At 32.6% G+C, this 22021-nt stretch carries 27 protein-coding genes; 3 read left to right on the forward strand and 24 right to left on the reverse strand.

Translation table 11 applies throughout. The annotated features are described in order from the left end of the window. Nucleotides 1-14 precede the first annotated feature (14 nt). From lonC to FHY60_RS17520, 5 genes are all read right to left on the reverse strand, one after another. On the reverse strand, nucleotides 15-1862 hold the full coding sequence (lonC, locus tag FHY60_RS17500) for a Lon family ATP-dependent protease (protein ID WP_163215959.1): 1848 nt from the start codon (nucleotides 1860-1862) through the stop codon (nucleotides 15-17). A 76-nt stretch (nucleotides 1863-1938) separates the two neighbouring features. Beyond that, on the reverse strand, nucleotides 1939-2382 hold the full coding sequence (rplI, locus tag FHY60_RS17505) for a 50S ribosomal protein L9 (RefSeq protein ID WP_139906220.1): 444 nt from the start codon (nucleotides 2380-2382) through the stop codon (nucleotides 1939-1941). Continuing rightward, on the reverse strand, nucleotides 2382-4364 hold the full coding sequence (locus tag FHY60_RS17510) for a DHH family phosphoesterase (RefSeq protein WP_139906221.1): 1983 nt from the start codon (nucleotides 4362-4364) through the stop codon (nucleotides 2382-2384). Before FHY60_RS17510 ends, rplI begins: the two co-directional genes overlap by 1 nt. A 30-nt stretch (nucleotides 4365-4394) precedes the next feature. Continuing rightward, nucleotides 4395-5387, reverse strand: a complete 993-nt coding sequence (locus tag FHY60_RS17515; protein WP_163215950.1) for a YybS family protein — start codon at nucleotides 5385-5387, stop codon at nucleotides 4395-4397. A gap of 34 nt (nucleotides 5388-5421) precedes the next feature. Further along, complete coding sequence (locus tag FHY60_RS17520; RefSeq protein WP_139906223.1) at nucleotides 5422-5742, reverse strand: MazG-like family protein; 321 nt, start codon at nucleotides 5740-5742, stop codon at nucleotides 5422-5424. A 137-nt stretch (nucleotides 5743-5879) separates the two neighbouring features. Here FHY60_RS17520 and FHY60_RS17525 point away from each other — a divergent pair, with 137 nt between their 5' ends. Then, nucleotides 5880-6785: an alpha/beta hydrolase gene (locus tag FHY60_RS17525; protein ID WP_139906224.1), complete on the forward strand. Its 906-nt coding sequence runs from the start codon at nucleotides 5880-5882 to the stop codon at nucleotides 6783-6785. A gap of 41 nt (nucleotides 6786-6826) precedes the next feature. On the opposite strand, the gene rpsR is transcribed toward FHY60_RS17525, so the two are convergent. The 6 genes from rpsR to FHY60_RS17555 all read right to left on the reverse strand — a co-directional run bounded on the left by rpsR (nucleotide 6827) and on the right by FHY60_RS17555 (nucleotide 9508). After that, nucleotides 6827-7093 carry a 30S ribosomal protein S18 gene (gene rpsR, locus FHY60_RS17530; protein ID WP_139906225.1) on the reverse strand — a complete coding sequence of 89 codons (267 nt, stop codon included), beginning with the start codon at nucleotides 7091-7093 and terminating at the stop codon, nucleotides 6827-6829. Between the two features lie 18 nt (nucleotides 7094-7111). Beyond that, nucleotides 7112-7558, reverse strand: coding sequence for a single-stranded DNA-binding protein (locus tag FHY60_RS17535; RefSeq protein WP_139906226.1), 447 nt, complete (start codon nucleotides 7556-7558; stop codon nucleotides 7112-7114). A gap of 13 nt (nucleotides 7559-7571) precedes the next feature. Then, nucleotides 7572-7859 carry a 30S ribosomal protein S6 gene (gene rpsF / locus FHY60_RS17540; protein ID WP_139906227.1) on the reverse strand — a complete coding sequence of 96 codons (288 nt, stop codon included), beginning with the start codon at nucleotides 7857-7859 and terminating at the stop codon, nucleotides 7572-7574. A gap of 293 nt (nucleotides 7860-8152) precedes the next feature. Then, nucleotides 8153-8353: a DUF951 domain-containing protein gene (locus FHY60_RS17545; protein WP_139906228.1), complete on the reverse strand. Its 201-nt coding sequence runs from the start codon at nucleotides 8351-8353 to the stop codon at nucleotides 8153-8155. A gap of 1 nt (nucleotide 8354) precedes the next feature. Continuing rightward, entirely contained in the window at nucleotides 8355-9239 is an 885-nt protein-coding gene (locus FHY60_RS17550; protein ID WP_139906229.1) for a mechanosensitive ion channel family protein, read from the reverse strand. A 20-nt stretch (nucleotides 9240-9259) separates the two neighbouring features. After that, a complete protein-coding gene (locus tag FHY60_RS17555) occupies nucleotides 9260-9508 on the reverse strand; it encodes a putative Se/S carrier protein (RefSeq protein WP_243122182.1) in 249 nt (82 codons plus the stop codon). 156 nt (nucleotides 9509-9664) lie between these two features. Here FHY60_RS17555 and ytvI point away from each other — a divergent pair, with 156 nt between their 5' ends. Next, nucleotides 9665-10723 (forward strand): sporulation integral membrane protein YtvI, encoded by a 1059-nt coding sequence (gene ytvI, locus FHY60_RS17560; RefSeq protein ID WP_139906230.1) that lies wholly within the window; start codon nucleotides 9665-9667, stop codon nucleotides 10721-10723. 48 nt (nucleotides 10724-10771) lie between these two features. After that, on the forward strand, nucleotides 10772-11362 hold the full coding sequence (gene yyaC / locus FHY60_RS17565; RefSeq protein WP_139906231.1) for a spore protease YyaC: 591 nt from the start codon (nucleotides 10772-10774) through the stop codon (nucleotides 11360-11362). Between the two features lie 42 nt (nucleotides 11363-11404). Here the strand turns inward: yyaC and FHY60_RS17570 are convergent, their stop codons facing one another. The 13 genes from FHY60_RS17570 to rpmH all read right to left on the reverse strand — a co-directional run bounded on the left by FHY60_RS17570 (nucleotide 11405) and on the right by rpmH (nucleotide 21500). After that, complete coding sequence (locus FHY60_RS17570) at nucleotides 11405-11689, reverse strand: YkuS family protein (protein ID WP_139906232.1); 285 nt, start codon at nucleotides 11687-11689, stop codon at nucleotides 11405-11407. Between the two features lie 85 nt (nucleotides 11690-11774). Then, the gene (locus tag FHY60_RS17575; protein WP_423243572.1) at nucleotides 11775-12272 is read right to left on the reverse strand and encodes a DUF4446 family protein; all 498 of its coding nucleotides are present in this window, start codon (nucleotides 12270-12272) and stop codon (nucleotides 11775-11777) included. 39 nt (nucleotides 12273-12311) lie between these two features. Beyond that, complete coding sequence (locus FHY60_RS17580) at nucleotides 12312-13172, reverse strand: ParB/RepB/Spo0J family partition protein (protein WP_139906233.1); 861 nt, start codon at nucleotides 13170-13172, stop codon at nucleotides 12312-12314. Nucleotides 13173-13176: 4 nt separating this feature from the next. Further along, the gene (locus tag FHY60_RS17585; RefSeq protein WP_139906234.1) at nucleotides 13177-13944 is read right to left on the reverse strand and encodes a ParA family protein; all 768 of its coding nucleotides are present in this window, start codon (nucleotides 13942-13944) and stop codon (nucleotides 13177-13179) included. 187 nt (nucleotides 13945-14131) lie between these two features. Then, nucleotides 14132-14911: a nucleoid occlusion protein gene (noc, locus tag FHY60_RS17590; protein ID WP_139906235.1), complete on the reverse strand. Its 780-nt coding sequence runs from the start codon at nucleotides 14909-14911 to the stop codon at nucleotides 14132-14134. A 133-nt stretch (nucleotides 14912-15044) separates the two neighbouring features. Continuing rightward, nucleotides 15045-15776, reverse strand: a complete 732-nt coding sequence (rsmG, locus tag FHY60_RS17595) for a 16S rRNA (guanine(527)-N(7))-methyltransferase RsmG (RefSeq protein ID WP_139906236.1) — start codon at nucleotides 15774-15776, stop codon at nucleotides 15045-15047. 3 nt (nucleotides 15777-15779) lie between these two features. Continuing rightward, complete coding sequence (gene mnmG, locus FHY60_RS17600; RefSeq protein ID WP_139906237.1) at nucleotides 15780-17660, reverse strand: tRNA uridine-5-carboxymethylaminomethyl(34) synthesis enzyme MnmG; 1881 nt, start codon at nucleotides 17658-17660, stop codon at nucleotides 15780-15782. 8 nt (nucleotides 17661-17668) lie between these two features. Continuing rightward, entirely contained in the window at nucleotides 17669-19048 is a 1380-nt protein-coding gene (gene mnmE, locus FHY60_RS17605) for a tRNA uridine-5-carboxymethylaminomethyl(34) synthesis GTPase MnmE (protein WP_139906238.1), read from the reverse strand. Between the two features lie 264 nt (nucleotides 19049-19312). Then, nucleotides 19313-19939, reverse strand: coding sequence for an RNA-binding cell elongation regulator Jag/EloR (gene jag, locus FHY60_RS17610; RefSeq protein ID WP_139906239.1), 627 nt, complete (start codon nucleotides 19937-19939; stop codon nucleotides 19313-19315). A 38-nt stretch (nucleotides 19940-19977) separates the two neighbouring features. Further along, nucleotides 19978-20730 (reverse strand): YidC/Oxa1 family membrane protein insertase, encoded by a 753-nt coding sequence (locus FHY60_RS17615; RefSeq protein WP_139906240.1) that lies wholly within the window; start codon nucleotides 20728-20730, stop codon nucleotides 19978-19980. A gap of 19 nt (nucleotides 20731-20749) precedes the next feature. Further along, on the reverse strand, nucleotides 20750-20959 hold the full coding sequence (yidD, locus tag FHY60_RS17620; RefSeq protein WP_207671470.1) for a membrane protein insertion efficiency factor YidD: 210 nt from the start codon (nucleotides 20957-20959) through the stop codon (nucleotides 20750-20752). Next, on the reverse strand, nucleotides 20931-21308 hold the full coding sequence (rnpA, locus tag FHY60_RS17625) for a ribonuclease P protein component (protein WP_139906242.1): 378 nt from the start codon (nucleotides 21306-21308) through the stop codon (nucleotides 20931-20933). Before rnpA ends, yidD begins: the two co-directional genes overlap by 29 nt. Before the next feature lie 57 nt (nucleotides 21309-21365). After that, the gene (rpmH, locus tag FHY60_RS18645) at nucleotides 21366-21500 is read right to left on the reverse strand and encodes a 50S ribosomal protein L34 (RefSeq protein ID WP_055669988.1); all 135 of its coding nucleotides are present in this window, start codon (nucleotides 21498-21500) and stop codon (nucleotides 21366-21368) included. Nucleotides 21501-22021 lie beyond the last annotated feature (521 nt).

The following is a 22021-nucleotide window of genomic DNA, read 5'->3' on the forward strand; positions in this document are numbered from 1 at the left end:
CCTACTACTATAGTTTAAAATACATATTTCATCAGTTCTTCTATATCAGAAACTGCTTTTACTTCTATGTCTCTAAGTCCCACAGGAACTTCCTTATAATTATCTTCTGGAACTAATACGAGCTTAATTCCCTTTCTCCTAGCACCATATACCTTCTCAAAAATTCCGCCTACAGGTTTTATTTTTCCTCTAAGGGAAATTTCTCCGGTTATAGCAACATCTTGCCTTATAGGCTTATTTAACAGTGCGCTTATAATACATACTGTTATTGCTGCTCCGGCAGAAGGACCATCTATTCTTCCTCCACCAATTACATTGACATGAACATCGTAGTCCTTAATGTCCTTATCAGTAATTTTTCTTATAACCGAAGCAGCATTAAATACAGAGTCCTTTGCCATTGAACCTGCAGTATCATTAAATCGCATTTGACCTGCGCCCTTTTCTCTGGCTTCAAACACTGACGCTTCAATTTCTATGGTAGATCCAATGTAGCCTGAAACTCCTAAGCCATAAATATGTCCAACCTCATGGCTTTGGCTTTTATCCAGTTGCTCGTATGGTGTTAATCTTCCTATTGATATTACTTCTTCCATGTCTTGTAGAGTAATCTTAACCTTATTTTCCGCTAATTGGTTCTTATTATATAGAACATATCCATAGGCATCAGAAAGTATATTAACAGCTTTTCTGCCTTCTATGGTATATCTGCTTATAAGCTCTGCTACACCATCTTCCATTTCTATATTTAACTTTTTTGCAGCATTTAAAACAATATTCTCAATATCTTTTGCAGAAAGTGGTTCAAAGTATACTTCAGTACATCTTGACCTTAGAGCCGGATTTATCTCTTCAGGTTCTCTTGTTGTAGCTCCTATTAAAATAAAATCAGCAGGAGCTCCGTTTTCAAACAAATATTTAATATACTTTGGCGTATTCTCATCATCAGGATCATAGTATGAGGATGAAAATTCAACTCGCTTGTCCTCTAATACCTTTAAAAGTTTATTTTGAAGAATACTATCAAGTTCTCCTATTTCATCTATGAATAAAACGCCGCCGTGTGCTTCTGTAACTAAACCCGGTTTTGGTTCAGGTACGCCTATTTCAGCTAAATCTCTCTTGCTTCCCTGATATATTGGATCATGGACAGACCCCAACAATGGATTAGTAATTTCTCTTGGGTCCCATCTAAGGGTTGTACCATCTACTTCAACGAATTTAGCTTTATCACTGAATGGTGTATAAGAAAGTTTCTTTGCTTCCTCTAAGGCTAATCTTGCAGCGGTAGTTTTTCCAACCCCTGGAGGTCCATATAATATAATATGCTGTGGATATGGTGATGCTATTTTAGATAACAAGGCTTTTATAGCTCTTTCTTGTCCAACAATTTCAGAAAAGCTTTCAGGCCTTAAAAGTGTCTGTACATTTTTTGAAAGCTTTCGAGTGTCCAATACCTCTAACTCAGCATATTTCTTTAAGGTCTTTGCATTTTCAGGACCTTTTTGTTTTCTTATAATACCTAATCTTACTTCATCCACATACTTGTCCTGTCTATCCATAAGAGCTTGCTCTACTTGAGCTTCAATTTCATTTTGAACATATCTTCTAGCTATAGCTTCTGATAGCCATTTATTTATATCTTCAAGCACAGCATGCACTTCGTCATCTGTAGGTACAGTGACGGCAATTCCCTTACCATCACTTACAATTTTATTTAATGCATATATTCTTTTGTATATATCTTCACTATTAACATACTTCTGAAGCTTGTATTTTACAGTTCTAGCCTTAACAGCACCTTGATCTAATACGTTGTTTGCTACCTCAAATAATACTTTAATCTGTGATTCCAATGACATTTTATCTGTTATGTCCAGTCGGGATTCATATATTTTGAACTGTGATTTCAATGTGTATCCTCCTCTTGTATTGTGCCTATTGCTCAGAAACTACAACCTTCATCTTTGTAGAAACTTCAGCATAAAGCTTTACTTCTACATCATATACTCCAGTTTGTTTTATTGTATCTATAACAACCTTCTTCTTATCTATTTCAACGTTGTATTGTTTCTTAATCATATCAGCTACATCTTTATTTGTAATAGCTCCAAAGAGTCTTCCGTTATCTCCACACTTTACAGCTATTTTTACTTCTTTACCTTTTAACTTCTCAGCTAAAGTCTGAGCTTCTTCTATCTCTGCTAATTTCTTTTTTCTTTCATTTTCTTTCTTTTGGTTTATTATGTGCAGGTTTTCTGCTGTAGCTTCTTGAGCTAACTTTCTTGGAAAAAGATAATTACGTGCATATCCGTCAGAGGCTTCAACCACATCCCCCTTCTTTCCCATGTTCTTTATATCTTGCAGTAAAATTACTTTCATTATTTCTCACCTTCCATTAAGTTTTTGTCGATGGCTTCTTTGAGAGCCTTTAAACCTTCTTCAACCGTTGTGTTAAAAAGTTTAGTACCAGCAATATTCATATGTCCACCACCGCCTAAAGCTTCCATGATTACCTGCACATTTACATCTCCAAGGGATCTTCCACTAATGTATAAATCATTTTCTATTTTAACAAATACAAAAGATGCTTGAATACCTGTAATATTTAGCAGTTCATCCGCTGCCTGGGCAGCTAACACAGTATCTTCTATATAAGGTGGGCATACTGCAATTGCAATATTATTTTCCACAGTAGCTGATTTAATAATTTCTGATCTTTGTATATAGGTATTTAGGTCATCTGAGAATAGCTTTTTTACATCCACAGTGTCGGCACCAAGTCTCCTTAAGAATGAGGCAGCTTCAAAGGTTCTTACCCCTGTTTTAAAATAAAAGTTCTTGGTATCCACACAAATCCCGGCTAGTAAGGATTCGGCCTCCAGCTGCTTTAGCTTTGGCTTATCTATTATATACTGAATAATCTCCGTAATAAGTTCGGAGGTAGAGGAAGCATAAGGTTCCATATAACTAAGTATAGCATTTTCTATGTAGTCTGCTGACTTTCTATGATGGTCGATTATTACGACCCTCTTTATCTCTTTAACTAATTCTTCATTAAGTATGTAGCCTTTATTATGAACGTCTACAATAATAAGCAGACTGTTTTCATCCATCCTTGCTTTGCAAGCCTCAGAGTTTATAAATACATCTTCATAATCAGGGTCCTTTTTAAACTTTTCTAAGAGCTGTTTTACGCCGCTGTTAGGAGGTTCTAATATTATATAACTCTCTTTTTTCAGGTTTCTTATAATACTATTTAGACCTACAGCCGCACCAAGACAATCCACATCGGGATTTTTATGTCCCATAATAAAAACTGTACTGCTTTCATTTATTAAATCCCTAAGAGCATGAGCTATAACTCTAGCTCTCACTCTGGTTCTTTTCTCCATTTCCTTAGTCTTACCACCAAAGAATAAAAGCCTTTCACCATATTTAACAACAACTTGGTCTCCCCCCCTGCCAAGAGCTAATTCTTTAGCAGAGTTGGCAAAGTTGTGATTTTCTAAAGGGCTGTTTCCACCACGGCCAACACCAATACTAAGTGTAACGGAAAGCTTGTTACCCATACTTATTTCTCTTATTACATCCAAGATGTCAAACTTTTTCTTAATTTCTTCTTCTAAATATTTTTCTTGTACTGAAAGAACATATTTATTGGAAGCATACTTTCTTACAAGAGCATTAATGCCTTGTGCATAGTTGTTAATATTTCTTTCAATCTCTGCTACCAAAAGGGGTCTTTGCCCATCATCCACAGTCTTTAGTATATCATCTAAATTGTCTACTTCTATAAGCATAACACTTTCTCTGTTGTCATATATTTTTTTTGCTTCGGTTATATCATAAAAGTAAAATAGAATTATATCATCTTTATCATTTTTATTATCTGAAACATGAACAATACTGGTATATACGTGATAGTATCTTTCTTTGATGTTTATATATTCAAAATGATTATCCTTTGATTCTGTGATAGCGCTTATTTCTAAGCCCTTAATAATTGTACTTATTGATTTTCCCAGAATTTGCTCTTGCTTCAAAATCGATGACATATTTTGATTATACCAAACAATATTCCCCTGGCTACCCGTTATTATCAATGGAAAGGGTAAGTTTATCAAGGTATTTCTTGTAGCAGTATCTAGCTTCATAGAGAAGTCTTCTATAAATTTCTGCCATTCATCCTTTTTTGCCTCAGAGCTTTTTATATTGTACACTACTAATACAGCAAATAGCATCAAAACCACTATTCCTTCAAAATTATGGCCATAGTAAAACAAAAGAGCTGTCAATAGAGCTATAATTATCATATATACCCTGTTGCTGGGGGAAAAATAATTATACCTGTTATTATCCATAAAATTCCGCCTTCCAAATCTCTATAAAACCTATTTTTTATTTCTGCCCTTAAATAATCTGTTTGGATCAACCTTTCTAAAATCAAAAATTAAATCTGCAAAACCGATATAAAGTGCCATAGTATTCATAGGTGGCAGTATCAATGCCACTGTTATTATCACTGCTGAGGTTTTATTCATGTTAAACTTATTTTTAGCAAAATAGTATATGACAGCTGCTCCAATTAGCAATAGAGTGAACTGCAGAACTACAACCGCTGAAGAAAATATGTATTTGCCAATATCCAAATTTGTCCTATCTAATATTATACCTAGGCAAGTAATTATGATAATTAATGCACCTATTCTGTTATCTATGTATACTCTTTCAAATGGTGTAATTTCTATAACCTCATATCTCAATCTCTTTAATATGCTTCTTGTTACTGTGAAATTTATAAAACCTACACCAAATCCGTATAATACAAGGCCCCCAGGTAGTAAATAAAGAAACATCTCCGGGGTTATAGCTTCAATCATCTGCTTCAATTGTTCATACTGAGTACTGTCTACAGTAGTACCGGTAATGCGGATTGATTGTTCAAAGGATTCCCGAACAAGGTCTATACTACTTTTTATCGTATTTACAATGAAATTTCTATCTGCAAAGAGCAGATAAAAAGACACGTTTAATGCCATTCCAATAATATAAACTATAGCTAATAGGAATACACTCCTTGACATTTTTACTCTATTTTTAAAGCAATATCCCAATGCTAAGCCCGTTGGGCCATATATGCTTCCAACGCTTACTGCTATTTGGATCCCCATAGTCACTGCAACTAATATTATACTTACTACCAATGAACTCACAGCCAATTTAAAATCATGCCTTATATACAATATAGCAAAGGGTATTGGTAGTACAGCCAAAGCAACCATGCCAATAACAGGTACATAAAATACAAAAAATGATATTACTATAGTTAGTGCTGCGAATAATCCTGCTTCAACAATCTTACTGGTATTATTTCTATTATCCATTTCATCCTCCAAATACATTACTGTGGAATGCTTTTTATTTCATTCTGTCCTCCATATGACTAGCTAGTCTGCTAAGATTTTTCCCTTGCTTTTCCACTATGTCTTCTTCTATTATACCCACTTTTAATTTTTTTTGTATATTTTCATCTACTGCAGAATAAGAATATCCAAGCCTGTCTGCTAGTATGTATAGTATGATTATTGCCCCGGAAATAGAATCTAATATAGCTTCCTGAGCTACATTGCTTCCTTTTGTCAGTAGTCTGTAAAATTCACCAATAACGCATAAAAGCTGAGCCTTTAAGTCCTCTATTATTTTTATATCGGACATTATGTTAAAATTCTCTCGCTTCAAGATACCAACCCCTTTTAAACCTATACCTCTATTTTAAGGATTTTTCGAATATTATGCAACCTAGATTTCAAATAACTGGCTTTATTATCCCGTTTATAGGAGTATAATTATATTAGATTAATTGAAAGGAGAAAGTTATGAGTTATTTATTTATTTTGCTATTTATTATCATTTTATCTTTGCTCATTGCATCTTATAAGTTTGCAAAGATAGTTATGTATCCAAAGGTATGGAAGTATGAAGAAACTTTAATAAATGAAATACAATCCAAACGTATCAAGGAAGATTACCTTGATAACATACCAAAAGAAGAATTATTTATTGACTCTCCATATGGCTACAAACTTCATGCCTTCTTCTTTCCTAACAAGGATTCAAAGAAAACTATTATTTTCGCCCATGGAGTGACCTATTCTCTTTGGGGTTCCATTAAATATATGGACATATTTTATAAACAGGGCTTTAATGTTTTTGTATACGACCATAGGTTTCATGGAAAAAGCGAAGGTCCTTACTGTACTTACGGATACTATGAAAAGTATGACTTAAAAGCCTGTGCAGACTGGATATTTAACAGAATTGGTACAGACTCAATAGTTGGAATGCATGGAGAATCCATGGGTGCTGCTACTGCATTGCAAAATTCTGAAATAGATAATCGTATTTCATTTTATATAGCTGACTGTCCTTACTCAGACTTCATTGAAGAACTCAAAATAAGAATCAAAGAAGATTATCATTTGCCCCCTTTCCCCTTTATACAATTAGCGGGACTTTTCTATAGAATAAAAACTGGTGCAACCCTAAAGGCTGCAAGTCCTATAAATGCAATAAAAAATGTAGAGACACCAATTTTATTCATTCATGGTGCCAATGATAACTATATACCTAATTCCATGAGCAGAGACATGTATAATATTAAAAAGGGATATAAAAAGTTATATATTTCTTCAGAAGCTGACCACGCGCAGTCTGTTTGGAAAAATCCAGCTGAGTATGAAAAAGTTGTAGTACAATTTCTAAAAGAAATAATGGTTATATAAAAATTTAAACCACGCAGTGGCTGCGTGGTTTATTAAATATATTACTCAGTTGTAAATGGCAATAATGCTATGTTTCTTGCTCTCTTTACAGCTTCAGTTAAAGCTCTCTGGTGCTTTGCACAGTTTCCAGAAATTCTTCTTGGAAGAATCTTTCCTCTTTCTGTAACAAACTTTCTAATCTTATTGATATCCTTGTAATCAATAGTATCAGCCTTATCTACACAGAAAGCACAAACTTTCTTCTTGCCTCTTTTCATTCTGGATCCGCCTTTTTTAGCATCTCCTCTATCTTTTCTATCATTACTCATGCTCTTCCCTCCTTACTATTAGAATGGGATATCTCCATCATCAACAGGAGTCATATCCGTTTCAAATGAGTCGGATCCAAAGCCTCCGCCCATACCAAATTCAGAATTATTAGTGCTTGGTCTATTGCCAACAGGAGCACTTCCATTTCCTCTATCAAGGAACTGAACTTCGTCAGCAATAACCTCTGTTACATAACGCTTAGTGCCATCTTTAGCATCATAACTTCTAACTTGAATTCTACCGCTAACTCCTATAAGACGTCCCTTACTTACATAGTTAGCTGTATTTTCAGCATTTTTTCCCCATATAACTACAGGAATGAAGTCAGCTTCTCTTTGACCATCTTTATTAGGAAGTCTTCGATCTACTGCTAAAGTAACGGTGGCCACTGCGGTTCCAGTGCCTGGAGTAAATTTTAACTCGGGATCCTTTGTAAGTCTACCAATTAAAACAACTTTATTCAATTATGGCACCACCTTATTTTTCTTCCTTAACGATTATGTGTCTTATAACACCATCAGTAATTCTGAATACTCTGTCTAATTCCTTTGGTAATTCAGGACTAGCACTGAAGTTAATTAATGTATAGAAGCCTTCATTGATTTTGTTTATTTCGTAAGCAAGCTTTCTCTTACCCCAGAAATCAACGTTATCAACTGTACCTCCACCATTTTCGATTACACCCTTGAACTTGTCGATATTCGCTTTTACGCTCTCCTCGTCCATTGATGGGTGTAATATGAATATAGTTTCATACTTTCTCATCAATTTCACCTCCTCCCTCCGGACTAACGGCTGTAGTATATATACTACAGCAGGGACTACAAGCAATAATTATAACACTATAATATAAGACTTTCAAGTTTTTTGTTGATTTAAATTTAGATAGTACCTCCACTATGTAGCCAATCCGCTGCTGCGGCTGGCTACATGTACATTGATAGATCTATCTTACGAATAAAACAAGAATTAAGTTTAAGGAAGGTACTCCTCATAAAAAATCCTTCAGTGTACTCCGTTTTTTCCGTGTTTAATTTCTTTTGTTTCGTCTTTTATTTCTATTCTTCAGTAACAGCTTTCTTAACAATTTTTTTTACGTCCTTTTCAAACTGGCTTCTAGGGAGCATAACTATTCTGCTGCAGCCACAGCATTTTACCTTTATGTCAGCACCCATGCGTATAACTTCCCAATTCTTACTTCCACAAGGATGCTGCTTTTTTAGTTCAACTATATCACCTAAATTAAAGTTTTTTTCCACATTAAACTTCCTTTCTAAAATTATAGTTTACAATCTTTGTTACAGGATACGCAATTTCTATATTTGCATCATCCAAGGCCTTTTTCAACCTTGCCCTCAATTGATTTTCGCACTCCCATTGAGTCATGGCCTTTGCCTTACCAACAATTTTTATTGTAACACCACTGTCCTTCAATGCACTAACCCCTACCACTTTAGGACCCTCTACCATATTTTTATTCTCATTGGCAAACTGACTGCATGCTTCTTTCAATACATCCATTGCCTTATATGTATCTTCCTCATATGAAATATCAACTTCAACCATAACTCTCATATTCCCTCTTGAATGGTTTGTTACATTTGTAATTAAACCATTGGGTATGATGTGCAAGTCTCCGCTAAAATCTCGAAGCTTTGTAATCCTTAATTCTATACTTTCTACTATACCACTTTTCGCTTCTATCGTTATATAATCTCCAACAGCATATTGGTCCTCAAATAATATAAAGAAGCCATTGATCACATCTTTAACTAAATTCTGTGCTCCAAGACCTATAGCTACACCACCAATACCTGCCAGAGTTAAACTTATTCCCCCTAACACTATACTGAGAATTGCACTGACTCCAATAAAGTAAACTGAATATCTAAGAATACTTTTTAGAATGGCTCCAAGAGTTCTTGCTTTCTTCTCATCTAAAGAAAACTTGAGTTTTTTTTGCTTATTCAAAGTCTTTTCTATAATCTTGCTTCCAAGTTTAATTGAAATGTACATACAGACAATAATTAGTACTACCCGTGCGATAGTCCATAGCAAATCATTTATTTGATCTGATGTTATTGTTAGCCTTCCTATCCTTATGGCTCCCTCTTCAAAGTTAAAATCAAATTTGAACCAGTCCATATCATTTTCCCCCATAGCTATTATAATACCTGGATATAATTATTATCTTCTTTCTTATAATATGCCTTATAGGCTATTTCACCATTAACAAGAATATTTTTAATTTTTTCAGCTGAATCAGCTTGAACTCTTATGCTAATTCCGCAACTTTTTGTGATGAATGTTGGGGTTGGCATTATCATAAGGCTATGACCTTTTTCTTTTAAATAAGCCTCCGCTTTTATAGCAGAACTTGTATTCTGAAAAGTTATTAAATAGAATTCTATCATTTTTCCCTCCTGCTTGTTTAATATTTATAGTATAAACTATTTTTTTTGTACTGTGAACATTTATTGATTAGTAATAGACATGAAATAAAATTCCATTTATAATTAAATAAATAGCTTATATTTTCCGAGTTTACATAATATTGATTGGAGGTTTTTATGGAAAAAATATTTGAAAAGCTAGATAAAACAGCTTTATTTTTTATAATCTATTCTATTATTTTCTTTGTTTTCTTTAAAACATTAGGTTACACTATTCCATTCGTTATTGCATTAATGTTTGCTGTACTGCTGAGAAGGCCAACAAGATTTCTTATGAATAAGTTCAAACTTAGCAGTGCTATCTCTTCTATAATTACTACTGTAGTTTTCTATTTTGTCTTCTTTCTAGCACTAATACTTTTAGTTACTTCTTTAATTTCCGAATTAGTGACTTTAAGTAAAAGTATCGCTGAATATATAAACTCTCAGAACTTCTCAATTAATGATACCTTTGAGCAGTTGCAAAAGTACTATAATGACTTAGATCCAACTATAATAAATGCATTAGAAAAAAATCTATCTAACATAACTACACAAGCAGGCAAGATGTTAACTGGACTTGTTAACTGGACAGTGAGCTTTGTTACTTCAATACTATCATCTATACCATACTTAATGATGTTATTTATATTTACTTTAATCTCAACTTACTTCTTTACTAAAGATATTTCAGCTTCCCATAATATGAAAATATTATCATCTCACTTTAGTAAAAATGCTGCAAAGATTATTTATGTATTTAATGAAAGTAAAAAGATGCTTTCCAACTACTTAATATCCTACTTATTAATAGTATCCATTACCTTTGGTATCACTTTAATAGGCTTCTTAATTCTTGGAGTTGATTATGCATTTGTTCTCAGCTTATTATGTGCAATCCTTGACTTACTTCCTGTAGTAGGAATGCCAATGGTGTATATCCCATTAATTTTAATATACGGATTTGTACAGCATAACTATTTCCTTGCTGTGGGTCTAACTGTTTTATATGTACTTGTTTTTATTGTAAGGCAAATCGTTGAACCAAGAATAGTATCTTCATCCCTTGGCATTCATCCTGTAGCCGTTCTAGCAGCCTTCTTTATTGGATTAAAGGCTAATGGACTAATTGGAATGATATTCTGTTTATTCCTCGTGGTCTTTTACAATATCTTGAAAAAAGTTGAAGTTATATAGAATAAAATACCTCCCAATTGGATAAAATTCAGATGAGGAGGTATTTTTATGTCAGCTAGCAAAACAATCATCGATTCATCTGAACCAAAATCACCTTTTCTATTGAGAGATTTGCTTTTTGAATATATAAAGCCAGAAGCAAAAATTGGACGCGACATAGTGTTTTTATGTATTGGTACAGATCGTTCAACTGGGGATAGTCTAGGTCCTTTAGTAGGAGAAAAGCTAAAATTTCTATCAAGAGATAAAGTATCGGTATACGGAAATCTGCAATTTCCTGTTCATGCAAAGAATTTAGTTGAAACACTTGAAAAAATTCATACTAATCACGTAAATCCATATATAATTGCTGTTGACGCATGCTTGGGTTCTATACATAATGTCGGTAAAATAATGATTGATACTAAGCCTTTAACTCCTGGTGCAGCAATGAACAAAAACTTACCTGAGGTTGGCAACCTGAGTATTACCGGAGTGGTAAATATTAGTGGTGCATTAGAGTTCATGGTACTACAAAATACCCGTCTATACACCGTCATGCAATTAGCAGATGTTATTTCAAGAGGACTTTATCATTCTATACTAAAAACCGTTGGTGGCAAAAGAGTTGTTACTGACAATCAAACCGTAAGTATATGAGTAATTAAAAAATTATAGTATTGCTACTATAATTTTTTTATGTTATAAAATGCTACTATAAGCTCTATTATTTAATATGTTATCTATCTCATCTACATTTTTACTTCCACAATCAATAATTATTGCACCTTCTCTTTTTAAATTTATTTGTTCACTTATATTACTGAAGTCACAATTTTTTAAATTGCATATAACAGCATCGCAAGGCACGCTATTATCATTTATAACATTATAGCCTCTATCAAGTAGTGCAATTTTTATGTCTTTATATTCATTGTCAATATATATATTCATAGTATAATCTCCCCTCAATGATAATATCTCCATTTTTTAGACTTTTATGCTTACAGAAAAATGTTTCATGTGAAACATAAAAAAGAAAGGTAACGACAATTATATCGTTACCTTTCAACTATTTATTCATAGCATCTTTTAGTACTCTTTCTTCTTCTTCAGATAAGTCATAGCGTGAGATTCCCTTATCAATTGGCTTAGCATAAGTAGTACTATCATTTCTGCCAAATATACCTGTTACAATTATTCCATTATTATTTGCGTCAAGTAAAGCAATTGAAAAGCTCAAATCACTTCCAACATCATCAAAAGCCTTATATCTAACAATAGAAACCTTTTGTATACAATTATTTATTCTTTTTTCAGCCATCTGTAATTCTTCTTTTGTTTTATTACTGATTTCAAGAGATTCATCTACTTTATCCATATAACCATGAATAATCTCTTCTAAATTCTTGTTATTTAATCCTCTAGTAAGTTTCTTATACTTTCTTTCAAGACTATTTAAACCTCTAAATAAAACATAGATTAATATGATTAATATCAGTACTATAATACCAAGGCCTATAGCAATATAGGTCATATAATCATTTAAATTAAAAGATAAGTTTCCCACTAATATCACTCCTTCTAATGTTTCATGTGAAACAAATACTTATAAATCTATATTTAAAATTTCGAGAATTCTATTTAGGTCTTCTGTAGAGTAAAACTCTATTTCAATTTTCCCCTTGTTCTTTTTGTTGTTTAATAGATTAACTTTAGTACCAAAATAACTCTCTAATTTATCCTTAACATTATTTATATGTGGATCATATTGCTGCTTTACTATGTTTTTCTTTTCTTTTTTACTTTCATTTAGACTTTTAATTAAAGCTTCGACTTGTCTTACACTTAACCCCTCATCAATAATTCTCTGAGCTATTTCGTTTTGCTTATCATAGTCTGATATTCCGAGTATTGCTCTGCCGTGTCCTTCTGTTATAATACCCTCTATTAAATAATCCTGTACTCTTTTATCTAGGTTCAATAATCTCATTGAGTTAGTAATTGCTGTTCTAGATTTACCAACCTTTATTGCCAACTCTTCCTGAGTAATATCAAACTCTTCAATTAACTTTCTATAGGCAATAGCTTCTTCAATTGGATTCAGATCTTCTCTTTGGATATTTTCTATTAATGATATTTCTAAAACCTGTTTACTGGACAAATCCATAACTATAGCCGGCACTTCTTTTAATCCTATACTTTTAGCAGCACGCCATCTTCTCTCTCCGGCAACTATTGTATAAAAATCTTTATCTTTTCTTAATACAATTGGTTGAATTATTCCGTGTTCCTTTATGGATTGAGCTAAATTGGCTATTTTCTCATCATCAAAATACTTTCTAGGCTGCTCTTCATTAGCCATAATCATATTTATATCTATTTTAGTAATACCTTCATCCTTTTCAACTGTTTCATCAGGAATTAATGCTCCTAAACCTTTTCCTAAGCCATGCTTCCTTACAGCCATCTAATCACCTCTCTTGTCTTTGTATAAATTCTCTGGTAAGTTGCTCATATGCTTCAGCACCCTTGCATTTATCATCATAAAGCATTATGGGCAAACCAAAACTTGGAGCTTCTGCCAATCTTATATTTCTAGGTATAGTTGTCTTATATACCTTATCAAGAAAATATTTCTTAACTTCATCAACTACATCATTACATAAGTTCGTTCTGCTGTCATACATACTCATTATGACACCTTCAACTTCTAATTCCTTGTTTAAGGACTTCTTTACTAATTGAATAGTATTGACTAACTGTCCAACACCTTCTAATGCATAGAATTCACATTGTATCGGTATTAAAACGCTATCGGAGGCACATAGTGAGTTTATAGTTAAGAAACCTAATGAAGGTGGGCAATCTATAAATACATAATCATATTTACCTCTTATTCTTTCTAACTGTTCCTTAAGGATCATTTCTCTATTTGGCTTACTTATTAGTTCAACTTCCGCGCCTGCTAACTCCATTGTTGAAGGTACAATATATAAGTTTTTTATCAGATCACACTCTTTAATTGTAGTTTCAATAGGTGAATTATTTGTGATGACATCATAAATAGATTTAGTAATTTTTTTCTTATCGAATCCTAACCCGCTTGTGGTATTTCCTTGTGGATCTATATCAATTGTTAAAACCTTATATCCTTCCATAGACAGGTAAGAACTTATATTTATATTTGTTGTTGTTTTTCCAACTCCACCTTTTTGATTAAATATACTAACAATTTTCATGCTATTGCGCTCATAAGAATAATTTTTTTCTTAGAGCTTCACCTCCTTTGTGCATACATTAATATTATATATTTTATTTATTATTTTTAAAAGATACATTATATTCTTTTTTAAACATATTTAATATTTTAAAATAAAATTAAAACAGCTAACATTTTGTTAGCTGTTTCACGTGAAACAAATTAATTTACTTTTTAGGTATTTTTATAGTTACTTCAATAAAGTCATCAAGTTCTTTAGACTTATATTCAGCATTTACCCCAAATTTATCAAAAACCTCTCTGATAGTATTTATATAAAGCTTAGGCGAAAAGATTCCTTTTATTTTCTTTCTACCATCTGCGGCAACTTCTTTCAAAGTATTCTTTGCTAGCTCTCTCTCTATTAATTTTTCAGTTTCTTTAACATTTAACTTCTTTTCTATAACTATATTTAATATCTTTACTTGTTTTTCCTCTTCAGATATCTTTAATAGTGCTCTAGCATGTCTTTCTGTCAACTTATTTTCTAGTAATGTACTTCTAATATTTGTACTAAGTTTAAGAAGTCTAAGCTTATTTGCAATAGTTGACTGTTTTTTGCCGATTGCTTCTGCTAATTGTTCCTGGGTATAGGAGTGATCCTTTATTAGGTTGAAATACGCCTCAGCCTCTTCAATAAAATTCAGATCTTCTCTTTGTAAATTTTCAAGTAATGCAATAGCTGCAGATTCTTTATCGGTAATATCTACGATTATTGCTGGAACCTTTTCCAAACCAATTTTTTTAGCAGCCCTCAACCTTCTCTCCCCTGCCACTAACTCAAAAGAATTATTTCCCATTTTTCTAACTGAAAGTGGTTGGATAATTCCATATGTTTTTATAGATTGAGCTAACTCTTCAATTGTATCATCATCAAAGGTTTTTCTAGGCTGATAAATATTTGGTAATATTTGCTCAGGAGTAATAAAAATTATTTCATTTTGCATACTAACCCATCCCTTTACATTAGCATTAGGAAATTATTTCCCATTATTATCTTCTATTTTTTATAACCAAATCCTCTTTTTTTGTTGATAAAACCGTAAGACAGATTACTTATTTTTTTACCATATTTTTACATTATGTTATTGGTTTCTTGCTTATTATACCTGCTTTTCTAGGATACGACACAGGTGTATTTTTAACTTTTTTTACAATAACTATATTATGATTTAACTCTGTATCTTCTATTTCTACAGGAATTATCTCTACTATCTTCCCTCCGAGGACTCCAATTGCATTCCTTGCTCCAGAAATTTCTTCTTCAATAGCAGGCCCCTTTAGGGCAATAAAATATCCTCCTACCTTTGCATAAGGCAAGCAATATTCGCTCAATACAGCCATATTGGCAACAGCTCTAGAAACCACACAATCATAACTTTCTCTATATCCAGCCTTTTGTACCAGATCCTCTGCTCTTGAATGAATAGCCTCAATATTCTGTAGCTTTAAATTTTTAATTACTTCATTTAAAAATACTATCCGCTTATTTAGAGAATCCAAAAGTGTAACTTTTATATTAGGCTCTGCTATCTTAACCGGTATACCGGGAAAACCAGCCCCGGTTCCAACGTCTATTATACTTTTAAAATTTCGAAATTCTGAAAATCTGAAGCACTGTATACTATCTATAAAATGCTTTTTTACAATTTCGGTTTCCTCAGTTATAGCAGTTAGGTTAATCTTTTCATTCCATTCTCTAATCATGGACATGTATGTCATAAATTTACTATACTTTTCAGGATCAAATTCTAAACCATCCTTTACAAAAGCTTTATCCATAATATTATAGTAATTTCCGTTTTTATCCATATGCTATTTCACCTTTCTCTGTTGTTGCTCGAGATAAATTAATAAAACAGAAATATCTGCTGGAGAAACCCCTGATATCCTGGATGCCTGACCTATATTCATAGGTCTTATTCTGGAAAGTTTTTGCTGTGCTTCAAGTCTTAATCCTTTTATCTCTTCATACTTGATATCTTCAGGTAATTTTCTATTTTCAAACTTCTTAAATTGATTTACCTGCTCTAGCTGTTTCTCTATATAACCTTCATATTTAGCAGTAATATTTACTTGTTCGGTTACGCTTTCATCAAGTTCAGGTCTTTCCGGATCTAAACTACTAACTTTAAAGTAATCTAATTCAGGTCTCTTTATCAACTCATATAAAGAAATAGGCTTTTTTAATTCAGCAGATTCAAGTCCCGCTAAGAAATCATTAACTTCCTTTTTGTTGGTTACTTGGACATTCTTAATTCTTTCAATTTCTTTTTCTATAGCATTTTTTCTTTCAAGATATCTATCATATCTCTCTTTAGTCACCAAACCAACTTTATATCCATATTCAGTCAATCTTAAATCAGCATTATCCTGACGGAGTAATAGTCTATATTCTGATCTTGAGGTCATAATTCTATAAGGTTCGTTTGTTCCCTTTGTTACTAAGTCATCAATTAAAACTCCTATATAAGCATCAGATCTTTTTAAGATTAAAGGATCTTGATTTTTAATTTTTAACGCAGCATTTATACCGGCAACTATTCCTTGAGCAGCAGCTTCTTCATAACCTGAGGTACCATTTATTTGTCCTGCTCCAAATAATCCCTTTATATTTTTAAATTCTAATGACAGTTTCAATTGTGTTGGGTCTATGCAATCATACTCAATGGCATAGGCTGTTCTCATAACTTCCACATTCTCTAAACCTGGGATAGTTCTTAACATTTGTATTTGAACTTCCTCCGGTAAAGAACTTGACATACCTTGAACATAAAGTTCATCTGTATTTTCACCTTCTGGTTCTATAAATATCTGATGTTGAGTCTTATCAGGAAATCTCATTACCTTATCTTCTATTGAAGGGCAGTATCTTGGTCCAACCCCCTCAATACTTCCATTATACATAGGTGATCTTCCAATGTTATCTCGAATTATTTGATGAGTTTCCTCAGTTGTATATGTTAGGTAGCACGATACCTGTTCCTTGTTAATTTCCTTGCTTATAAAGGAAAATGGAATTATCTTCTCATCACCTTTTTGCTCTACCATTTTAGAAAAATCAACAGATCTTTTATGTATTCTTGCAGGAGTACCAGTCTTAAATCTTCGTAGTAATATACCTAAATCTATTAGACACTTTGATAACTCATTAGCTGGCAATAAGCCATTCGGTCCGCTATTATAACTAACTTCTCCAATTATAACCCTAGATTTTAAGTATACACCAGTAGCCAAAACTACTGCTTTAGCCATAAAGTAAGCTCCATTATTTGTAAGTACCCCTTTAACCTCTCCATTCTCAACGTCAATTGAGATTACTTCTAGTTGTCTAAGATATAGATTTTCTTGTTTTTCTAATACCATTTTTAATCTTTCATGATATTTCTTTTTATCTGCCTGTGCTCTTAAAGAGTGTACAGCCGGTCCTTTTGAAGTGTTAAGCATTCTAGATTGAAGAAAAGTATGGTCAATATTAACTCCCATCTCTCCTCCTAAAGCATCCACTTCCCTTACAAGATGACCTTTCGCTGTACCTCCTATATTAGGATTACAAGGCATCATAGCTATACTATCTAAATTTAAAGTACACATTAAGGTTTTACAGCCCATCCTTGCACATGCTAAAGCAGCCTCGCAACCGGCATGACCAGCACCAATTACAATAACATCGTATTCTCCACCAAAGTACTTCATATGCTTACCTACTTTCCTATACAGAATTCTGAGAATATTTTGTCCAATAAATCTTCTTCCATAGTATCACCAGTGATTTCTCCTAAACTAGTCCAAGCATCTCTGGCATCTATACTTGCAAAGTCAATAGAAAATCCTGACTCTAAAGTAACTAATGCAGCTGTGCACTTTTCTTTAGCTCTTATTAAAGCCTCCTTATGTCTAGTATTGGTAATCATTAAACCATTAGCTGCAACCTCACCTTTAAAGAACATATTCTTTATAATATCCTTTAATCTATCTATTCCAGTACCTTTTAAAGCAGAAGTTTCTATTATTTGATCTTTATTCAACTGTTCAATTTCACTCATAGATAGCTTTGCATCTAAATCAACTTTATTCAGTATCAAGATATATTTTTTATCTTTAATAAATTCAATAATTTGCCTATCTTCATTGTCAAGCTCGCTGCTGATATCAAGCATTAAAATAATTAAGTCTGCTTCATTTATTTTTTGCTTAGATCTTTCAACCCCAAGCCTTTCTACTATGTCTTCTGTTTCTCTGATCCCTGCAGTATCGATTATCTTAATTGGTATACCATCTATATTTATATATTCTTCAATAACATCTCTTGTAGTTCCTGCGATATCAGTAACAATAGCCCTATTTTCCATAAGCAGAGCATTTAGCAATGAAGATTTTCCCACATTTGGCTTGCCAACAATTACAACATTTAGACCTTCTCTAAGAATCTTTCCTTCATTAGCAGTAGATATCAAGGTCTCTAGATCACTAATGATTTCTTTAAGATCAACTTTAATTTTATCAGAGGTAGCTTCTTCTAAATCATCTTCTGGAAAATCAACGGTGGCCTCAATATGAGCAATAACACCTAATAATCTGTTCCTCATATTAGTTATTTCCCTGGAAATTCTACCTTCAGATTGTGCTATGGCAGATTTCATTGATAATTCTGTTTTTGCTCTGATTATATCTATAACGGCCTCTGCCTGACTTAGATCTATTCTTCCGTTTAAAAAAGCCCGTTTTGTGAATTCACCAGGTTCAGCTACCCTCGCCCCAGCTTTAATTACTTCCTCTAAAACTCTATTTGTGGCAATAACTCCACCATGACAATTTATTTCTATAGTATCCTCCGCCGTAAAGCTTTTTGGCCCCTTCATATAACTTACGATAACTTCGTCTATAATTTCATCTGTATCTTTATCAATAATATGACCATATCTCATTGTATAGGTCTTTATATCAAGCAGACTTCTACCGTTCTTTCCACGAAAAATAGAGTCTGCTATTTTTAAAGCTTTGTCCCCAGAAAGTCTAATTATAGAAATACCACCCTCACCTATTCCTGTTGCTACAGCAGCAATAGTATCAAATTCTTTCATCAACTCACCTCTATTTTTTTAATACTTAAGAATTAAGAATGAATAATTAAGGTACAAATTCAACCTGAAGGTTAAATTTCTATAATAGTATTCTTCTACTTAATCAACTATATAACTAGTTATATAGAAATCTATTTATTGATTTTTCATAGATAAAAAAATTTCTCCATAATTATCAATTATCCATTACTCTAGTTCCTTGTATTTTTATTTTTCCATAGTTCATACAATTTAAATCGTTTAATAATTCAAAAAGAAAGCCCTTTAGGCTTTCTTTAAATTAATTACTACTCGTCTATAAGGCTCTTCACCTTCGCTGAAGGTTTCAACATAAAGATCATTCTGAAGAGCGGAATGTATAATTCTTCTTTCATATGGATTCATCGGTTCAAGTTTGAAACTCTTACCGGTTTTTCTTACTTTAAAAGCAGTCTTATTGGCAAGCCTTCTCAGTGTTTCTTCTCTTTTAGCTCTATAGTTCTCAGTATCAAGCACTACTCTCTTATATTCTGTGTCTTGATCCTTATTAACAACTAAGCTTACAAGATATTGAAGAGAATCTAAAGTCTCTCCTCTATACCCTATTATTATCCCCATATCCGGTCCAACAAGATTGATTTTTAAAACGTTATCTTCTTCTTTAATTTTTATTTCAGCCTTTATTCCCATGGAATTTAATACGTCCCTTAAAAAGGTCTTAGCTTGATAAATATAATCTTGCTTTACCTTAACTCTAATCCTAGCAGGCTTTCCACCAATCAGCTTAAAAAATCCCTTGCTGCCTTCATCTAATACTTCTACTTGGACCTTATCCTCTGATAGTTTTAGTTCTGTTAGAGCATTTTTTAATGCCTCTTCTACGGTTCGTCCTGTCATTTCAATAGTTTTCATACCCTACGCACCCACCTTTTTTATATTAAAAGGTATATTTATTTATTACCTTTCTTTTTTCCTTTTGAGCCTAAACTGTCGGTACTTACTTCTTTAACTATATCCTTGCTATGTTCAACCCCATCATTTTTCTTAGCACTTTTTCCGATTAAACCAAGCTTCTTCATTAATAGATTTTGCAATAAAGTAAATAAGCTGTTGGCTACCCAATAAACACCTAAGCCCGCAGGTACTGTCAAGGTTATAAAGCCAGAGAAAATAGTCATAACTGTATTAGTAGTATTTGTTGTCTTGGCTTGTGGATTATCTCCTTTGGGCATCATTATAGACGCTGAAAAATATGACGATAAACCTGATAGAATGGCTAATACATAATTACCAGTTGAGCTTAGATCTATGAAGAAAAATCTATGACCTTCTTTTGATATATCTGCTAGTGGTAATTCCCTAATAATAGCATACATTGCAAAGAATATAGGCATTTGTATTAGTAATGGTAAACATCCCCCTAAAGGGTTGGTTCCAGCTTCTTTATACAACTTTGATAACTCCTGCTGAGCTTTAGCGGGGTCATTTTTGTATTTATTTTGAATCTCTTGCATCTTAGGCTGAATTTCTTGCATCTTAGCTTGAGATTTAGTCTGCTTGATATTTATGGGAAGTAATAGTAACTTTATTAGAGCAGTGAATAAAATTATTGCAAATCCATATTTATATGCTGGTTGCTGTGTAAATAGTTCTATAAATCCTAGTACAATATTAAAAACACTAAGTAAAAAATTCTTTATCACCTAATAAACCTCCTGAAATTTATTTAACCGGGTCATATCCTCCCTCGTTGTATGGATGGCATTTTAAAATTCTACGTATAGCCATAAAACCACCTTTGAAAGTACCATACCGCTCAATTGCCTCTAAGGCGTACTGCGAACAGGTTGGATAAAATCTACAACTAGGACCTTTTAAAGGAGATATGTATTTTCTATAAAATCTAATCATTAGAATTAGAATCTTTCTCATCATCATATAGACCTGCCTTTTTAAATAACTTTTTCATCGCCGCTTCTATCTCCCAATAACTCTTATCCTTAGCAGCAGTTCTAGCCACGAATACCAGGTCATATTTTTTCTTTAGTGAATCGCTATTTAGCCTATAGCTTTCACTGATTAGTCTTTTGACACGACTTCTAACAACACTTTTACCTACCTTTTTACTAACGGATATTCCTACCTTATTTATATGTACTCCATTAATTACATTTTTATAATTCTTAAATATGTATAAAACCAATATATCTGTAGAAAAAGACTTGCCTCTTCTATATACTGCCCTGAACTCCACATTTTTTTTCAACTTCTGAATTTTCACTAGAATTCACGTCTCCTTGTTTCCTGCAATTGCAGAAAAAGGCCACTAAAGCGGCCCTTATGCTGTCAATCTTTTTCTACCTTTTTGTCTTCTTCTCTTAAGAACATTTCTTCCAGATAGTGTACTCATTCTCTTTCTGAAACCATGCTCTTTCTTTCTCTGTCTCTTTTTTGGTTGATATGTCATGAACATCCTAACTGCACCCCCTTTATCGCTGGTGTTTATAGCAATTATCTTACTATCAAATTAGATAATTATAGTTTTACCTTATAATTATATCTGTACACATTATTTATGTCAAGAATGAAGATTTTTCTAAGTTTGATGCCTTAACTGTTGATATGTTTATTAATATAACCTTTTTTTGTGGATAACTTCTTGAATACATGTGCACCTTTTGATATTATTAAGATACAGCTGTGAATAACTTTTATATTGTACAAGTTATCCACAGCTGTGGATAATATTGTGAATAACTTGTTTAATACTTTTGGAATTCTCAGATTTCATATAGTATTTTTGACTTATTTCTTAGTATTATTCACAATTGAATAATGTTATTATTTTTTTATTAACACATGTGAATAAATATTTAATACACAAAATTTATTCACATGTGAATAGTTTTGCTTATAAATGTCAACAACTTTAAACATGTAATTTAATTGTTGATAAATCTGTTAATATTTATTTTTTAGACTGGAGGATAAAAA

Source organism: Clostridium thermarum, from assembly GCF_006351925.1.
Lineage (GTDB): Bacteria > Bacillota > Clostridia > Clostridiales > Clostridiaceae > Clostridium_AU > Clostridium_AU thermarum.

What these genes read in the sequence shown, in the direction of transcription:
- mnmG (WP_139906237.1), bottom strand. Translation starts at nt 17,660, where the DNA reads ATGAAGTACTTTGGTGGAGAATACGATGTTATTGTAATTGGTGCTGGT.
- yyaC (WP_139906231.1), top strand. Translation starts at nt 10,772, where the DNA reads ATGTCAGCTAGCAAAACAATCATCGATTCATCTGAACCAAAATCACCT.
- FHY60_RS17550 (WP_139906229.1), bottom strand. Translation starts at nt 9,239, where the DNA reads ATGGACTGGTTCAAATTTGATTTTAACTTTGAAGAGGGAGCCATAAGG.
- FHY60_RS17570 (WP_139906232.1), bottom strand. Translation starts at nt 11,689, where the DNA reads ATGGAGATATTATCATTGAGGGGAGATTATACTATGAATATATATATT.
- ytvI (WP_139906230.1), top strand. Translation starts at nt 9,665, where the DNA reads ATGGAAAAAATATTTGAAAAGCTAGATAAAACAGCTTTATTTTTTATA.
- FHY60_RS17555 (WP_243122182.1), bottom strand. Translation starts at nt 9,508, where the DNA reads ATGATAGAATTCTATTTAATAACTTTTCAGAATACAAGTTCTGCTATA.
- FHY60_RS17525 (WP_139906224.1), top strand. Translation starts at nt 5,880, where the DNA reads ATGAGTTATTTATTTATTTTGCTATTTATTATCATTTTATCTTTGCTC.
- jag (WP_139906239.1), bottom strand. Translation starts at nt 19,939, where the DNA reads ATGAAAACTATTGAAATGACAGGACGAACCGTAGAAGAGGCATTAAAA.
- rpsR (WP_139906225.1), bottom strand. Translation starts at nt 7,093, where the DNA reads ATGAGTAATGATAGAAAAGATAGAGGAGATGCTAAAAAAGGCGGATCC.
- FHY60_RS17515 (WP_163215950.1), bottom strand. Translation starts at nt 5,387, where the DNA reads ATGGATAATAGAAATAATACCAGTAAGATTGTTGAAGCAGGATTATTC.
- rsmG (WP_139906236.1), bottom strand. Translation starts at nt 15,776, where the DNA reads ATGGATAAAAACGGAAATTACTATAATATTATGGATAAAGCTTTTGTA.
- rpmH (WP_055669988.1), bottom strand. Translation starts at nt 21,500, where the DNA reads ATGTTCATGACATATCAACCAAAAAAGAGACAGAGAAAGAAAGAGCAT.
- mnmE (WP_139906238.1), bottom strand. Translation starts at nt 19,048, where the DNA reads ATGAAAGAATTTGATACTATTGCTGCTGTAGCAACAGGAATAGGTGAG.
- rpsF (WP_139906227.1), bottom strand. Translation starts at nt 7,859, where the DNA reads ATGAGAAAGTATGAAACTATATTCATATTACACCCATCAATGGACGAG.
- lonC (WP_163215959.1), bottom strand. Translation starts at nt 1,862, where the DNA reads ATGTCATTGGAATCACAGATTAAAGTATTATTTGAGGTAGCAAACAAC.
- FHY60_RS17510 (WP_139906221.1), bottom strand. Translation starts at nt 4,364, where the DNA reads ATGGATAATAACAGGTATAATTATTTTTCCCCCAGCAACAGGGTATAT.
- rplI (WP_139906220.1), bottom strand. Translation starts at nt 2,382, where the DNA reads ATGAAAGTAATTTTACTGCAAGATATAAAGAACATGGGAAAGAAGGGG.
- FHY60_RS17585 (WP_139906234.1), bottom strand. Translation starts at nt 13,944, where the DNA reads ATGAAAATTGTTAGTATATTTAATCAAAAAGGTGGAGTTGGAAAAACA.
- noc (WP_139906235.1), bottom strand. Translation starts at nt 14,911, where the DNA reads ATGCAAAATGAAATAATTTTTATTACTCCTGAGCAAATATTACCAAAT.
- yidD (WP_207671470.1), bottom strand. Translation starts at nt 20,959, where the DNA reads ATGAGAAAGATTCTAATTCTAATGATTAGATTTTATAGAAAATACATA.
- FHY60_RS17580 (WP_139906233.1), bottom strand. Translation starts at nt 13,172, where the DNA reads ATGGCTGTAAGGAAGCATGGCTTAGGAAAAGGTTTAGGAGCATTAATT.